This is a genomic window from Nocardioidaceae bacterium, assembly GCA_018672315.1.
Classification (GTDB): Bacteria; Actinomycetota; Actinomycetes; order Propionibacteriales; family Nocardioidaceae; genus TYQ2.
The window spans coordinates 2704220-2718741 of record CP076053.1 but is presented as its reverse complement, the minus strand read 5'-3'; the positions used below and the strand labels follow the sequence as shown (position 1 = coordinate 2718741).

12 protein-coding genes are annotated in these 14522 nt (G+C 72.4%); all 12 read right to left on the bottom strand.

The window, feature by feature from the left end; all coding sequences use genetic code 11:
- Positions 1–15 precede the first annotated feature (15 nt).
- Positions 16–2610 (bottom strand): polynucleotide kinase-phosphatase, encoded by a 2595-nt coding sequence (locus KLP28_13140; protein ID QWC84504.1) that lies wholly within the window; start codon positions 2608–2610, stop codon positions 16–18.
- Complete coding sequence (locus tag KLP28_13135) at positions 2607–4028, bottom strand: 3' terminal RNA ribose 2'-O-methyltransferase Hen1 (GenBank protein QWC84503.1); 1422 nt, start codon at positions 4026–4028, stop codon at positions 2607–2609. Before KLP28_13135 ends, KLP28_13140 begins: the two co-directional genes overlap by 4 nt.
- Before the next feature lie 30 nt (positions 4029–4058).
- A complete protein-coding gene (locus KLP28_13130) occupies positions 4059–4640 on the bottom strand; it encodes a hypothetical protein (GenBank protein ID QWC84502.1) in 582 nt (193 codons plus the stop codon).
- Complete coding sequence (locus tag KLP28_13125) at positions 4633–5160, bottom strand: pyruvoyl-dependent arginine decarboxylase (protein ID QWC84501.1); 528 nt, start codon at positions 5158–5160, stop codon at positions 4633–4635. Before KLP28_13125 ends, KLP28_13130 begins: the two co-directional genes overlap by 8 nt.
- An 88-nt stretch (positions 5161–5248) precedes the next feature.
- Complete coding sequence (locus KLP28_13120) at positions 5249–7360, bottom strand: PAS domain S-box protein (protein ID QWC84500.1); 2112 nt, start codon at positions 7358–7360, stop codon at positions 5249–5251.
- 81 nt (positions 7361–7441) lie between these two features.
- Positions 7442–8098 (bottom strand): arsenate reductase ArsC, encoded by a 657-nt coding sequence (locus tag KLP28_13115; GenBank protein QWC84499.1) that lies wholly within the window; start codon positions 8096–8098, stop codon positions 7442–7444.
- Positions 8099–8120: 22 nt separating this feature from the next.
- A complete protein-coding gene (locus KLP28_13110) occupies positions 8121–8798 on the bottom strand; it encodes a helix-turn-helix domain-containing protein (GenBank protein QWC84498.1) in 678 nt (225 codons plus the stop codon).
- A gap of 64 nt (positions 8799–8862) precedes the next feature.
- Positions 8863–10242 carry an MmgE/PrpD family protein gene (locus KLP28_13105; protein QWC84497.1) on the bottom strand — a complete coding sequence of 460 codons (1380 nt, stop codon included), beginning with the start codon at positions 10240–10242 and terminating at the stop codon, positions 8863–8865.
- A complete protein-coding gene (locus tag KLP28_13100) occupies positions 10239–11516 on the bottom strand; it encodes an MmgE/PrpD family protein (protein QWC84496.1) in 1278 nt (425 codons plus the stop codon). The genes KLP28_13105 and KLP28_13100 overlap by 4 nt, the downstream gene beginning before the upstream one ends.
- Positions 11517–11644: 128 nt before the next feature.
- A complete protein-coding gene (locus KLP28_13095; GenBank protein ID QWC84495.1) occupies positions 11645–13012 on the bottom strand; it encodes an FAD-dependent oxidoreductase in 1368 nt (455 codons plus the stop codon).
- Positions 13009–13788, bottom strand: a complete 780-nt coding sequence (locus tag KLP28_13090) for an SDR family oxidoreductase (protein ID QWC84494.1) — start codon at positions 13786–13788, stop codon at positions 13009–13011. The genes KLP28_13095 and KLP28_13090 overlap by 4 nt, the downstream gene beginning before the upstream one ends.
- Positions 13785–14522: an SDR family oxidoreductase gene (locus KLP28_13085; GenBank protein ID QWC84493.1), complete on the bottom strand. Its 738-nt coding sequence runs from the start codon at positions 14520–14522 to the stop codon at positions 13785–13787. Before KLP28_13085 ends, KLP28_13090 begins: the two co-directional genes overlap by 4 nt.

Here is a 14522-nt window from a genome sequence, read left to right as displayed (position 1 = left end):
CGGGCCTGCTCCCCGTCACAGCCGCGGGTCGACGGCTTCGGACTCCAGCGCCAGCACGGCGAAGACCAGCTGGTGAATCTGCCACAGAGGACGCCGTTCGACGAATGCGGCCAGCGACTCCAGGCCGAGTCCGTGCTCGCGTCGCGCCAGGCGACGCTTGGTGCCGAGGTGCCGATCACGCAGCAGGTCGAGGCTGTCGACGTAGTCGGGACCGTAGACGAGCCGCAGGTACTCCCTGCCCCGCACCTTCACGCCCGGTTGCACGCCGCGCCCACTCTCGACAACCGGCTCCGCGTCGGCGGGCTTCACGACCATGCCCTCTCCCCCGGCCTCGGTCAGCCCCCGCCACCAGGCGACGGCGTCCTCGCGGGCGGTCGCCGAGTCGAGGTCGACGAAGCGGTGGCGGGTCGGCGTGAGCAACGGGTGGCCCAGACCGGTCAGTCGCGTCAGCAGATCCATCTGCCAGGTGTGCGTACGCGTCGCCGCGTACGCCTCCCCCTCACCGGCCAGCACGGCGAACGGCGCGAAGCTCACCCCGTCCAGCCCGTCGGTGGGACGCACGTAGCGGCGGTACGCCTCGCGGAACGCGGTCGCGTTGTCCAGGCGCCGCTCGAGCCGGGCGCTCAGGCCGGCGACGTCGAGACCGCGGGCGGCCGCCTGGTCCAGTACGTCGAGGGCGGCCGGGACCGCGTGGCCGGCGGCGGCGCCGACCGAGGCGTACTGGTCGCGGATCAGCCCGCCCGCCTTCGCCGACCACGGCAGGAGCTCGCCGTCGAGCACGAGCCAGTCGGTGTCGAGCTCCTCGAAGACGCGCGCGCACGCCTCGCGGAGGCCGTCGACGAGCCGATGCCCGAGAGCGCCGGCGAAGAAGGCACGGCCCGTGCGCGTGTGCACGACACCGGCGGAGCCGTCGTCCACCCCGAACCGGCGCGCGGCCACCTCGGCGTCGCGGCACAGCACCGCGATCGCCCGGGACCCCATGTGCTTCTCCTCGCACACCACCCGTGAGACGCCCCACCCGGCGTACTCCTCGAACGCCTGGGCCGGGTGCTCGAGGTAGCCCGCCTCGGCCTGCTCCCCCGACGCGGTCGCGACAGGCGACATCGTCGCCGGCAGGTGCACCAGCCACCGCGGGTCGACCGCGAAGCGGCTCATGACCTCCAGCGCCGCGGCGGCGTTCTCCTCCGGCACCTTCACGCGCCCGGCGTACGCGGTGCCCTGCGCGACGTCGAACCAGTGCGTGCCCGCGACGTCCTCCAGGCGCAGGACGGACGGTTCGCGCTCGACCGAGGCGTCGCGCTCGGGCGCGAGGGGTCGCGCCGGCTCGTACCACTCCTGCTCCGCCGGCACCGACACGAGCTCCCGCTCGGGCCACCGCAAGGCGGTGAGGCTGCCACCGAAGACCACGCCGGTGTCGAGGCAGATCGTGTTGTTGACCCACTCGGCATCGGGCACCGGGGTGTGGCCGTAGACGACGGCGGCGCGACCGCGGTACTCCGCGGCCCACGGGTAGCGCACCGGCAGGCCGAACTCGTCGGTCTCCCCGGTGGTGTCGCCGTAGAGCGCGAACGCGCGCACCCGGCCCGAGGACCGCCCGTGGTAGCTCTCCTTCAACCCGGCGTGCGCGACGACGAGGTCGCCCCCGTCCAGCACGTAGTGGCTGACCAGACGGTCCATGAACTGCAGCGCCTCGGCGCGGAAGTCGTCGGTCTCCGCCTCGAGCTGGGTGAGCGACTCGGCCAGCCCGTGCCTGACCTGCACCTTCGCCCCCTTGAGGGCACGGACGAGCTTGGCCTCGTGGTTGCCCGCCACGCACAGCGCGGTGCCCGCCGCGACCATGCCCATGACCAGCGACAGCACCTCAGGCGTCCGCGGGCCGCGGTCCACGAGGTCCCCCACGAACACGGCCGTGCGGCCCTCGGGGTGGCGGGCGCCGACGGCGCGGCCGGCGTCGTCGAGGTCCAGCTCCCAGCCGAGCTCGCCCAGGAGCGTACGCAGCTCGCCGGCGCAGCCGTGGACGTCGCCGATGACGTCGAAGGGACCGCTCTCGTCGCGACGGTCGTTCCACGACCGCTCCCGGTCGATCGTGACGGTGTCGATCTCCTCGGCGCCGCGGAGCACGTGGACGCGGCGGAACCCCTCCTTCCTGATCCGCCGCATCGACCGCGTCAGGTCGCGCTGCTGACGGGTGACGACGTGGTCGCCGAACGCACGGTCCGGGCGGGACCGGTTGCGGTCGATCGCCAGGCGCTCGGGCACGTCGAGCACGATCGCGTCGACGAGCACGTCGTGGCTCTTCGCCAGCCGCACCAGCGAGGCCCGCGCCGGGCCCTGCACGTTGGTCGCGTCGACGACGGTGAGCAGGCCGCGGCGCAGGCGTACGCCGACGATGAACTCGAGCACCTCGAAGGCGTCGGGGGTGGCCGACTGGTCGTTCTCGTCGTCGGCGACGAGGCCCCGGCAGGTGTCGGAGGAGACGACCTCGGTGGGCAGGAAGTGCCGGGCGGCGAAGCTGGACTTGCCGCTGCCGGAGACACCGACCAGCAGCACCAGACCGGCCTGCGGGACACCGACCCGGTGGGTCCCCGACCCGTTCACGCCCTCGCTCATGCGGTGGCCTCCTGCCCCTCGATGCGGGTGAAGACGCCCATCTGTGTCGGAGCTCCCCGCTCGGCGTCGACGTCACCGATGCCGTGATGGGTCACGGCGTACGCGTGGGCTCCCGCGACCTGGGCGCACCAGGCGGCGAACTCGGCCCGCGTCCACTCGAAGCGGTGGTCGGGGTGACGGGGCCCGTCGAGGTGCTCGTAGAGGTCGTTGTACTCCCGGTTCGGCGTCGTCACGACCACCGCACCGGGCCGCGCGGCGGCGAACACGACGCGTACGAGCGCGTCGAGACGCTCGGGGTCGACATGCTCGACGACCTCCATGAGCACGGCGGCGTCGTACCCGGCGAGGCGGTCGTCCTCGTACGTCAGGGCGCTCTGGACGAGGTCGATGCGCTCGCTCTGTCGCTCGCTCAGGGAGTCCAGGCGCAGGCGGCGAGCGGCCTGCTGCAGCGACCTGGTCGAGACCTCGGCGCCCGCGACGCGGGTGAAGTCCGGCGTCTCGACGAGGCGGGCGAGGAAGGCGCCGGGGCCGCACCCCAGGTCGATCACGGACCGCGCTCCCAGCTGCAGCAGGGTGGCGAGGACGGCGTCGTGGCGCTGCCGGTTCAGCGGCGTACGCCGCGCGGCAGGCAGCAGCGCGTGCTCCTCGTCGGCGGGCACGGCCTCGTCGGTGTCGTCGCCGACCTCGGCGAGTCGCGCCAGGGCGTCGCGGGCGAGGCCGGTGCGGGCGAGGTAGCGGCGGGTGATGAGCTCACGCTCGGGGTGGTCCGCCAGCCACCCCTCGCCGGAGCGCAGGAGCTTGTCGACCTCGTCGGGGCCCTGCCAGTAGTGCTTGGACTCGTCGAGCACCGGCAGCAGCACGTACAGCTGGGAGAGGGCGTCGGCCAGGCGCACCGTGCCGACGAGGCGGAGGCGTACGTAGCGCGAGTCGCCCCAGCCGGGCAGCGTCGTGAGGGTCTCGTCGAGCGGGATCGGATCGGCCTCGACGGTCCAGCCGAGCGGCGTGAAGAGGCGGACGGCGATCTCGGGCCCGCCCCGACAGGGCAGCACGGGGATCGAGATCTCGAGCGGGATCGCCGAGTCCGCGAGCTCCTGCCTCGACCGGCAGCGGCCGGCGCGCGCGGTGCGGAAGACGTCGGCGACCGCCGCGCCGAGCAGGGACGAGGCGGCGTACGACCGGTCGTTGACGTACTGCGCGAGGCTGAAGTCGGGGACGTTCTTCCGGCGGGAGCGCGCGAGCCGCACCGGGTCGACGTCGAGCACCACGGCGGCGGTGCAGCGCTCCTCCCCCGCCTCGGGGTAGAACACGGTGGCCGTGCCGAAGGACTGGTCGAACTCCTGGACGCGGTCAGGGTGCTTGTGCAGCAGGTGACCGAGATCGGTCGCGGGCCGATGCGTGGTCGTGAGGGTGAGGAACACGACGTGCAGTCTGCCCTGAGCAGGGCGGCGTCAGCCCGGGAGCGGACCGTGCATCTCGACGACGGAGTAGAGCTGGCTGTCGATCCCTTCCACCGTGCACTCCGCGTGCGCGTGCAGCAGGGTCTCGATCATGCTCGAGAAGCCGAGCACCCTCTCGTTGTAGGCGCAGACGTCCCAGCCGCAGACCCCACGAGCGTCGCGGACGTCGCCGATGACGGCCTCGATCATCGCCCGGAAGACACTCGACCGCTGGTGCTCCGGAGCGACGAGGGTGAAGCCCAGGTAGTAGACCGCATGCCGAGCGGTGTGCTCGGGGTAGCGGGCGGCGAAGTACTGCGGGCTGATCCACGGCACGGTCTCGAGGTCGCGCGTCAACGTGGTGAGACCGATGACGTCGCCGTCGTCGTCGCGGGCGAGGTACTTCATGACCCGCGGGTCCCGCATCTCCTCGACGAACTCCTCGGGGTGCAGCACCTGGCGGGCCACTGCGCGCGTCGCCATGGGCTCGAAGGCCGCGAGGTAGAGCTGGTGGAACCGCTCTGTCACGTCGTCGGAGAGCTCGCGCTGGACCTCGATGGCGATCGTCTGCTCGACGGTCTCCGACTCAGCCACGGGTGCCCCACCCCTGCACCTCGTACGCCGCGACGGCCACCGCGCACACCGGGTCGTCGACGCACTCGGCGCTCGCCACGGCCGTGCCGGTCTCGACGTCGTCCCAGCCGCGCGAGGCGCACAGGTCCTCCAGGCTGAGGGTGATCTGCGTGCGCAACGCCTCCTCGCTGCCGCTGTGGTGCTCGACGAACACCCCGCCCGTGGTGCGGCGGTCCACGGCCCAGCCCAGACCCGCCCAGACCACCTCGCCGTGCTGCTCCGCGCCCGCCTGGGCGAGCACGCACCACAGCCGGTCGCCGTGCTCGGCCTCGATCGTCTCGCGGGTCTCGACCACCGTGCTCTGCTCCGGGATCACCGAGGACAAGGTGATCAGGTTGACGTCCGCCACGCCCGCCTCGCCGAGGGCGCTGTCGAAGGCGGAGAGCCGCGTACGCCCCGTGCCGCTCCCTGTACGAACGGTGATCCGGGGCCCCGCAGGAGGCTCGACGCCCCCGTCGACGGGGTGAGGATCGGTTGTCATGTGCGCTCCGATGGCTGAGGGCGGTCGCGACCGGGTCCGGACTGCGACCGGCAGCGTATCCGCCACGGGCTCGGTCGTCCGGGCGGGCTCACGGGGCGGCGTCGGCGAGCGTACGGACCGCTCTGAGCGAGACGAGCGCGGTGGTCCCGACCCCGACCTCGCTCGTGAGCCTGACCGAGCCGCCGTGGCGCTCGACGATGCCGCGACAGATGCCCAGGCCCAGGCCGGAGCCGTCCTGCTCGCGGATGTCGGAGGAGTCCACCTGCGCGAAACGGTCGAAGATCGTCTCCAGGCGATCGGCAGGGATCCCCCGGCCGCGGTCGCTGACGCGCACCACGATGTCGTCCCCGTCGTGCGTCGCACTCAGCTCGACCGCGGACCCGGGCGGCGAGAACTTCACCGCGTTGCTGATCAGGTTCGTCAGCGCCTGCACGATCCTGTCCCCGTCGGCCATCACCCGGGCCGGACAGTGCACGGTACGGACCAGATCCACCCGCCGGCTCGTGGCGAAGTCGGTCAGCTCGCGCTGGGCCACGGCCAGCAGGTCCTCGATGTCGTGCGCTGCGAGGGACAGGGTCAGGTTGCCCGAGTCGATGCGCTCCTGGTCGAGGATGTCGCTGATCATCCGTGACAACCGCTCGGAACTGCGCAGCGCCCGGTCGGCCATCGAGGCCGCCGGGCCCGGGAGCTCACCGAGGTCGCCGTCCGCGAGCAGCTCGAGGGACCCGCGGATCGAGGTGAGCGGGGTGCGCAGCTCGTGGCTGACCACGGAGAGGAACTCGTCCTTGATCCGGTTGATCTCGTGCCGCTGCGTGATGTCACGGAAGACGACCACGCCACCCAGGACGTCGTCGGTCTCGCTGTCGACCAGGGGGCTGGCGGTGATCTCCACCGGGAAGACCCCGCCGTCGGCCCGTACGTAGCGGTCCTCCTCGCCGGCGGCGACGACACGGTTCCGGATGGCGTCGGCGATGTAGCAGCCGGCGGCCGCGTACGGCGTCCCGTCGTCGGCGGGCGCGTGGAAGATCTCGTGGGCGTCGAGGCCGATGAGCTCGTCGACGGAGTAGCCCAGCATCGATGCTCCCGAGGGGTTGACGAAGGTCATCATGCCGTCGGCGTCGACGCCGTAGATCCCGTCCGCGACCGAGGTCAGCAGCACCTCGGTCCTCCGGGCCATCTGACGCAGGTCGACCGTCCGTGCCCGGATGTCGGCCTCGAGGTTGCTCCGCAGGTGCCGGTTGTCCCGGGCGATGAGCCCCTGCCGCACGCCGGCACCACCGATGAGGATCACCCACAGCGCGGCCTCGATGCTGACCAGGTCGGCGTTCCTGTCGCCCAGGACCTCCACGATCACGGCCAGGAGCAGGACCACGAAGACGACCGCCGTGTCCCAGTCCTCGGCCCCGGCGATCCCGTCGCCGGTCACTGCGCTGGCGTCACCGGACGGGGCCCAGGCGGCGGCCGCGATGAGCAGGTAGCCGAGCATCCAACCGAGGTCCAGGGGCGTCCCGAAGACGAAGTCGCCGTCGGCCACCAGCACGGCGTACCCGAGATCCGTCATCGTGTAGACGATGAAGCCGGCGGTCACCAGGCCGAGGGCCAGTCGGTCGGCTCCGCGGGTGCGCCGGAGCAGGATGAGCGCCGCGGTGGCCAGCACGACGTCGAGCATCGGGATCAGGATCCCGGCAAGGAACGCCAGGTCCCCGCTGGCGGCCAGGAGGCGGTCGTAGACCAGCACCCAGGTCATGATGAGCACGGCCGACCCGAGGATCAGCCCGTCGAGGGCCAGGACGGCCATGTCCGTACGGTTCCGGGTGACCTGCGTGAAGTAGGCCAGGCTGGCGATCGAGAGCGCGAGAGCGAGCGCGATCGCCACGTCGTCGAGCGGCAGCGCGACCAGGACGTCTCTGTCCAGCACGGCACCCACCACGTTGCCCCAGAGCGCGACCACGCCGCCGGCTGCGAGCAGGCGCCAGGCGCGCCTGCGGTTGCCGGCGGACCAGCGCCCGCGGACCGCCGCGCTGACGGTGGCCAGGACCCCGGTCAGCAGCAGTCCGACCGCCGAGGCGCTCTCGCGGGTCGCCGCCGGGAGCGACGATGTCAGCAGCCCGGCGAAGACCACGGCCAGGGCGACACCGATGAGGACGAAGGCCACGAACAGCTTCCGCTGGAGCCCTGCTCGTGGCACGGACAGCGGCATGGTCAGAGGCTATGTCTCCTGAGCCCCGACGCACCCGCTTTCGTCGATCCCCTGGGTAGTGGTCTGATCTCGCCCACGGGGTCAGGAGTCGGCCGCAGGCACCTGCAGCTGCTCGAGCAGCGCGAGGACGCGTCGTTCGATCTCGTCGCGGACCGGCCGCACGTCCTCGACCGTCATCCCTGCAGGATCGTCGAGCTCCCAGTCCTCGTACCTCTTGCCGGGGAAGATCGGGCAGGCGTCGCCGCACCCCATCGTGACCACGACGTCCGCGGCGCGTACGACCTCGTCCGTCCACGGCTTGGGGAACTCACCGGAGATGTCGATGCCGCGTTCCGCCATCGCCGCGACGGCCGAGGGATTGACCTCGTTGCCGGGCTCGGAACCTCCCGACCACGCGAGGGCACGACCGCCCGCGTGGGCATTGAAGAATCCGAGGGCCATCTGCGAACGACCCGCGTTGTGGACGCACAGGAACAGGACGACGGGCTTGCCGTCCTCGACGTGGCCCTCGACGCGGGCCATCGCCTGGAGCCTCTGCTTGGCGAAGCGTTCAGCGAGCAGCGGCAGGTAGTTGAGCAACGTGGCGCGTCCCGCGAACTCGTCGTAGGAGGAGTGCAGGAAGCGCTCGATGGTCTCCACGCCGTAGATGCCGGCGAAATCCTGCTGCAGCCGCGTCGAGGCGGTCTTGAGAGCGACCTGCTGGTCCAGGGTCACGGCAGGGTTCAGGTGAGCGGACATGCGGTGCCTCCGGAGCTCGTGGTCAGACAGGGGTGGACACGCGTCGCGCCAGCTCGCCGACGCGTACGGACAGGTCCTCGACGGCCACGTCGAAGGCCTCGGTCGTGCTCGCCCCGACGGGATCGGCGACCGACCAGTGCACCGCCGACACCTCGCCGAGCGTCTCGTGGGCGCGGTCGCAGACCGTGACGACCAGATCGCCGTCGACGAGGACGTCCGTCAGAGATCGCGGCTGGATCCGTGGCATCGGCAGGTGATGACGCCTCGCGGCCTCGACAGCCCCCCGGTCGACGGTCGCGGCCGGGTGGGTCCCTGCGGACGCCGTGGGGATGTCGCTGGTCTGCTTCCACAGAGCGGCTGCGAGGTGCGACCTGGCCGAGTTGGCGGTGCAGACGAACACGACCCGGTCCGGCGTGTCGGACGCCGCAGGTGCCGTGCGGGACAGCACGTCACGAGCGAGGCGGAGGTACGTGCGCCGGCCGTCCCCCTCGGAGCGTCGACGGCTGACCAGGCCGGAGGACTCGAGCGTCCCGAGGTGATGGGCGAGCAGGTTCGACGGCATCCCGAGCACGCGTGACAGCTCGGACGGTGAGGCGTCGCCGATGAGGAGCGTGTCGACGATGCGCAGCCGAGCCGGATCTCCCAGCGCCGCGTGCACCGCGGCGCGACGCGTGAGCTCCGCATTTTGCTCAGTATTCATTGAGTCAAGTTTGGCTGACCGATCTGCAGGTGGTCAAGAGGTGCGCGGGGCTCGCGCGTCTGTCTCATCCGCCACGTGGCCCCAGGAGGTCACCCAATGCCGTTGGCGTGGGCCCGCCGGCGTCCAGCACCTCGGCCACCAGGTCCTCGATCACGCCGGTCGGCAGCCCGCCCGCGGCGAGGTTGGTGCGCGCCTTGGCGACGACCTGTTCGCGGGTCAGCGGGCGGCTCGCCCCTCCGAGCACGTCGGGGACGCTCGCCTCGACGCGCCTGCCGTCGCGGGTGGTGACCGTGACACGCGCCGGGTAGACGCCCGGGAAGCCCGAGTCCTCCCAGGGCTCGGCGGTGATGCGCCGTGACAGCTCGAGCCGCTCCCCGCCGATCTCCCGGGTGAAGAGATCCAGCCCGACCTCGCCGTCGACGACGCGGGCAGCGAGCACGTACGGCAGGCTCCATCGCACGTCGTGGGGTGTCGCCGGGTGCTGCCGCGACTCCCACGGGTCGGCGATGATCGCCATGGCACCGCGTGGCACGTGGCAGTGGATCGAGGCCACGTCGTGCGCATCGACGGTGTCGAGCACCTCACCCACCGCCTCGACGAAGGGGTGGATGAAGTGGCAGCACGGGATGAGCTTGTAGGCCGCTGACAGCAGGTGCCACCGATCCCCGAGGTCATCCAGCTCCTCGCGCAGCCTCGTGGCTGCAACCTCGTCCCCGGCGTACAGCTCGTAGAAGCCGAGCGGGCCCTCGAGCACGCGCTCCGGCCCCGTCATGCCGCTGCGGGCCAGCTCGGCCGCCCACAGCCCGGCGTGGGCGGCCCATGCCGGCTGTCCCGCCTTGACGGTGTCGCCGTCGGCGAGGAAGGCGAAGGTGCCACCGACCTGCGACCCCGCGATGCCCAGTGCGTCGACGATCGTGTCGACGGGGTCGCCGTGCAGCAGCCCGGACACGAGCGCCGCCGCGAACGGCCCGACGGCGGACGTGGTCTGGAACCCTCGCGCCTGCAGGGCGCCGGGGCTCGCCAGCCCCATGCGTACGAGCACCTCCCAGCCCAGAGCGAAGGCGGAGAGCATCGCCTCCCCGTCGGCCTCGGTCTCCTGCGCGACGGCGAGCGCGGCGGCGGCCACCGTGCTGCTGCCGTGGACGATCGAGGCGACGTGGGTGTCGTCGAACTCGAGCGAGTGGATCAGCGCCCCGTTGACCAGCGCCGCCACGGGAGCAGTCGTGGTCAGTCCGGAGCCGAGCACACTGGAGCGGCCGCCCGGGTGCCCGGCTGCGATGGCGGGCAGGGACCCCAGCGGGCTGTGGATCGAGCCGGCGATGCCGACACCCAGCGCGTCGAGCAGGTGGAGACGAGCCGCCTCCGAGACCTCGGCCGGGAGGTCGCGGTGCACGCGGACGGCTCGCTCGACGAGGTCCCGGCTCACGGACGGCGTGTGGGTCATCGCAGTGCCTCCTCCATCAGGTCCCGCCAGGCCGAGCGGTCGTCGCGCTCGCCGTCGACCAGCCCGCGTGCCACGGCGGCGAAGGCGGGGGCGGTCGCCCCGGTGAGTGCCGCGATCTTGTCGAGCACCTGCGCGTCCTCCAGCGGTCGATCCGGGCCCCCGACCGCGCTGAGACACCGCGCCGACGCCGTGCTGCCGTCACCGAGCGTCACCGTCACACGCGCAGGCCGGTCGTGCGGAGCAGGCGGGAGCGGCTCGTACGGCGTGAGGCGCACCGTTGCTCGCAGTCGAGCGATCTGAGGGTCGTCGAGGAGGGCCGCATCGAAGACCGTGGGGTCGCTGCGTCCGGTCCGCAGCACCGCTGCGACGACGTGCGGCACCGAGAACTTGCCCGCCAGGGAGGTGCTCGGCGTGGTGCTGTCCAGGGCCATCGCCAGCGGGTGGGTCTCCACGAGGATCGACCGCACCTCGTCGGGATCCCGGTCCTGAAGGAGCTCATCGCGGACCTCGAGCGCGGCTTCGAGCGCCGAGTGCGTGTACTGGCAGGCCGCGTAGACCTTGTGGTAGCCGTCGAGGATCGCCCAGCTGTCGAAGTCCCCCGCCAGCTCCTCCTCCGAGACACCGTTGCCCATGCCTCGTCGCAGGGCGCCCCATGCGCTGTCGTCCTCGCCCAGCAGACCGGCGTGGGCGACGTCCGCGGCGAGGAAACCCAGCGTCGCACCCGCCGCGGGCCAGGCGTTGCGCACCTGGGCGCCGGTGACGGCGTGGCCGAACGGTCCGGCCATCGCGAACGTCGCAGCGACGTCAGCGGCTCGCAGCACCGCGTCGGCGTCCCGCGTACGCAACCAGGTCAGACCCGCTGCCGCCCCGATCGGCGCCAGCGTGGCGTGCGGGTGCAGCACGAGCGGACGGGCCGGGGGCAGCGCCCGGGCGTACGCCGTGACGACCTCGTAGCCCACCACCGTGGCGCCCAGCACCTCGGCCACGCTCGCCCCGGTCGCCTCGGCCTCGGCCACGACCGCGGGCACCGTGTAGAGGCCGCCGTGGCAGGTCGCGGGCCGGTAGCCCTCATCGAGCTCGTCCCACGCGGCGGCTGCGGCGTTGATCACCGCCGCCTGCTCCCGCCTCACCCGATCCCCGGTCATCAGGCTCGACTCGGACGGTCCGCCACGCTCGCGCGCGATGTCGGCGAGCGTCCGCACCTCGGCGTGGGCGTGCCCGGCCGTCGCCGCGGCGAGGTCGTCCATCACGACCATCGCGGCCTTGCGCCGCACGGCAGCGTCCTCGAGAGCCGTCGCACCAGCAGCGACGTGAGCTCGGAGCCGATCGCGCCAGGTCCACCACGATCTCGGTGGCCCGGAGCCATCCGAGCCGTCGGAGCCATCCGTGCTGCCCGCGTGGTTCATCCGGCGGCCGCCGCCGTCCCTGCGAGACGTCCCAGCCCGACAGCGGTGAGGAGGCCGTTGCCCGAGGAGTAGCCACGCCCACCCTGCTGTCCGCTGATGCCGGCGGCCACCCCGCCGACGGCGAAGAGCCCGGGCACCGGCGTCCCGTCCTCGGTCAGGACGCGCGCATCGGCGTCGATCTCCAACCCGCCCTGGGTGTGGAAAAGCCCCGGCGTCACCCGCGAGGCGACGTACGGCGGCTCGAGCGGGGCCAGACCGAAGTCGGTCCGTCCGAAGGCGTCGGGCTGCTCCCCCCGGGCGGCCGCCGCGTACGCCTCCAGGGTCGACCGCAGCGCCTCGACCGGTGCACCGGTGACCGAGGCCAGGTCCTCGACCTCGTCGCACACCTTGGCGCCACCCATCTCGACGAGCTCGGCGTACTCCTCCTCCTTCAGCGTGATGTCACGGATCCTCGTGTCGTAGACCGCCCAGATCGGCGCGCTGCCACGCAGCACCTCCACCGCGAAACCGGAGTAGCCGACGATCTCGTCGCCCAGACGGGAGCCCGTCGCGTCGACCAGGACTCCCCCCTTCTCCTGTGTCGTCCAGGACAGGATCGACCCGTGCGGGTAGGCGACCGCCGCGTAGCCCTGGTAGGCCGTCCGGTTGCGCAGCTGTGCGCCGAGCTGGACGCCCCACTCGATGGCCTCGCCCGTCGATCCGTGGGCACCGAAGTACTCGAGCCCGACCAGGTCCGGCGCCCACCGCGCGACGAGGTCCCGGTTGTTGGCGAAGCCGTTCGCCGCGAGCACGACCGCCCGCGACCGGATCTCGTGGCGTCCGCTGCGCTCCCCGTCGACCACCACACCGGTCACGGTGCCGTCGTCGACCAGCAGCTCGGCGACCGGGTTGCCGCGCACGATGTCGACACCGGCGCCCTCGCAGGCGGCGACGAGGTCGCGGCTGAGGTCGATGCCCCGCCGCGACGGCGGGGCGTGGAGCCGCTCGACGGAGTGGCCCACGTGCTTGTAGTCGGTGATCAGCTTCAGACGCACCTGGTGGTCGTCGACCAACCACTCGACCAGGGATGCCGAGGTCTCGGCGAGCCGACGCGTCAGGTGCTCGGCCTCGTGGGGACCGCTCTGTCGGAGGAGGTCCGCGGCCATGCGCTCCGGGTCGTCCTGCACCCCGGCCTCGGCCTGGAAGCGTGAGCCCGCGGCCGGGATCGACCCGGTCGACAGGGCCGTGTTGCCCCCCGGCTCCTCGAGCTTCTCCAGCACGACGACCGAGGCACCGGCGTCGGCGGCAGCCAGTGCCGCGGCCAGGCCGCCTCCCCCTGCGCCGACGACCACCACGTCGACGTCCGTCTCGACATCAGCGCTCATGCGGTCGGCACCTTCGCCATGAGACCGCCGTCGACGAGGATCGAGGTGCCGGTCACGAAGGCGGCGTCCGGCGAGGCCAGGAAGGTCACGGCGCCGGCGACGTCCTCGGGCGAACCCATGCGTCCCACCGGAGCGGCGGCCGCCGCGCCGGCGGCCACACCCTCGGGATCATCCTGCGCGTCGAAGAAGCCCTGCAGGTTCGGGGTGAGGATGAAACCGGGGCACACGGAGTTCACCCGGATGCCCACCGGCCCACCGTCCAGCGCCATCGCCTTGGTGAGGGCGAGCACCGCGCCCTTGGAGGCGACGTACGCCGCGTCCTGCGCGAACGCCGCGAAGGACGCGGTCGAGCCGACCGTGATGACGCTGCCGCCGCCGTGGGCGACCTGCGCCGGCCAGGTGTGCCGGTTCAGCAGGAACACGCTGGTGAGGTTGGCGTCCATCTGCCGGTGGTAGTCCGCGACGCTGAGCGTGTCGAGGGCTCCGACGACGGTGATGCCGGCGGCGTGCACCACGACGTCGGGAGCACCGTGCTCCTCCAGCAGCGCCGGCACGCGCTCGTCGACATCGGCCTGGACGGTCGCGTCGAGGACAGCGCCGGTCGCGTGGTCGCCGCACGCGGCGACCGCGTCGTCCAGCCTGGCCCGGTCGCGGCCGAAGAGGAGCACGTGCGCTCCCTCGGCAGCGAAGCGCTCGGCCACACCACGGCCGATCCCCGAGCTGGCCCCGGTGACCCAGACCCGGCTGCCCGCGAACCGGTCGCTCGCGCCGCTCATGCGTCGCCGCCCATCGGGAGCGCGGGCTCGCCGGCGGTCCAGCCGCCGTCGACCGGGATGACGACGCCGGTGATGCCCGAGGCCCAGTCCGAGGCGAGGAACGCGATGGTGCGCCCCATCTCCTCGGGCTCGAACATGCGCCCCAACGGCACGCGTCGCGAGACCGCGGCGTCCAGCTCGGGGGTCATCTGCTGCCGCGCCATCGGGGTGAGCGTGAAGCCCGGGCAGATCGCGTTGACGCGGACGTTGTCGCGCGCCCAGTCGACGGCCAGCGAGCGGGTCAGCGCCGACACCGCCCCCTTCGAGGCCGAGTACGCCGACTGGTCGGGAAGGCTCACCAGGGCCGCCTGGGAGGCGACGTTGACGATGGCGCCGGCGCCGCTGTCCCTCAGAGCGGGGTAGAGCGCCTTGGCACAGTTGAACGACCCGACGACGTTGACGTCGTAGGTGCGTCGGAAGTCCTCCGGGTCCACCCGGTCGGCGGGGAGGTTCTCGGTGATGATGCCGGCGCAGTTGACCAGCACGTCGACACGACCGTGCTCGGCCACGACGGCTTCCGCGGCCTTCGCGACGGCCTCGTGGTCGCGGATGTCGACGCCGGTGACGCCGTCGCCGTCGTGCAGGTCCCAGGCGACGACGGTCGCGCCGGCACCCCGGAGCACCTCCACGGTCGACGCCCCGATGCCGGAGGCACCTCCGGTGACCACGGCCACCTTTCCGTTCAGATCCACCAT

Excerpts from the sequence above, each read along its gene's own strand:
- KLP28_13140 (QWC84504.1), bottom strand. The coding sequence starts at position 2,610 with ATGAGCGAGGGCGTGAACGGGTCGGGGACCCACCGGGTCGGTGTCCCG.
- KLP28_13125 (QWC84501.1), bottom strand. The coding sequence starts at position 5,160 with ATGACAACCGATCCTCACCCCGTCGACGGGGGCGTCGAGCCTCCTGCG.
- KLP28_13120 (QWC84500.1), bottom strand. The coding sequence starts at position 7,360 with ATGCCGCTGTCCGTGCCACGAGCAGGGCTCCAGCGGAAGCTGTTCGTG.
- KLP28_13115 (QWC84499.1), bottom strand. The coding sequence starts at position 8,098 with ATGTCCGCTCACCTGAACCCTGCCGTGACCCTGGACCAGCAGGTCGCT.
- KLP28_13110 (QWC84498.1), bottom strand. The coding sequence starts at position 8,798 with ATGAATACTGAGCAAAATGCGGAGCTCACGCGTCGCGCCGCGGTGCAC.
- KLP28_13105 (QWC84497.1), bottom strand. The coding sequence starts at position 10,242 with ATGACCCACACGCCGTCCGTGAGCCGGGACCTCGTCGAGCGAGCCGTC.
- KLP28_13095 (QWC84495.1), bottom strand. The coding sequence starts at position 13,012 with ATGAGCGCTGATGTCGAGACGGACGTCGACGTGGTGGTCGTCGGCGCA.
- KLP28_13090 (QWC84494.1), bottom strand. The coding sequence starts at position 13,788 with ATGAGCGGCGCGAGCGACCGGTTCGCGGGCAGCCGGGTCTGGGTCACC.
- KLP28_13085 (QWC84493.1), bottom strand. The coding sequence starts at position 14,522 with ATGGTGGATCTGAACGGAAAGGTGGCCGTGGTCACCGGAGGTGCCTCC.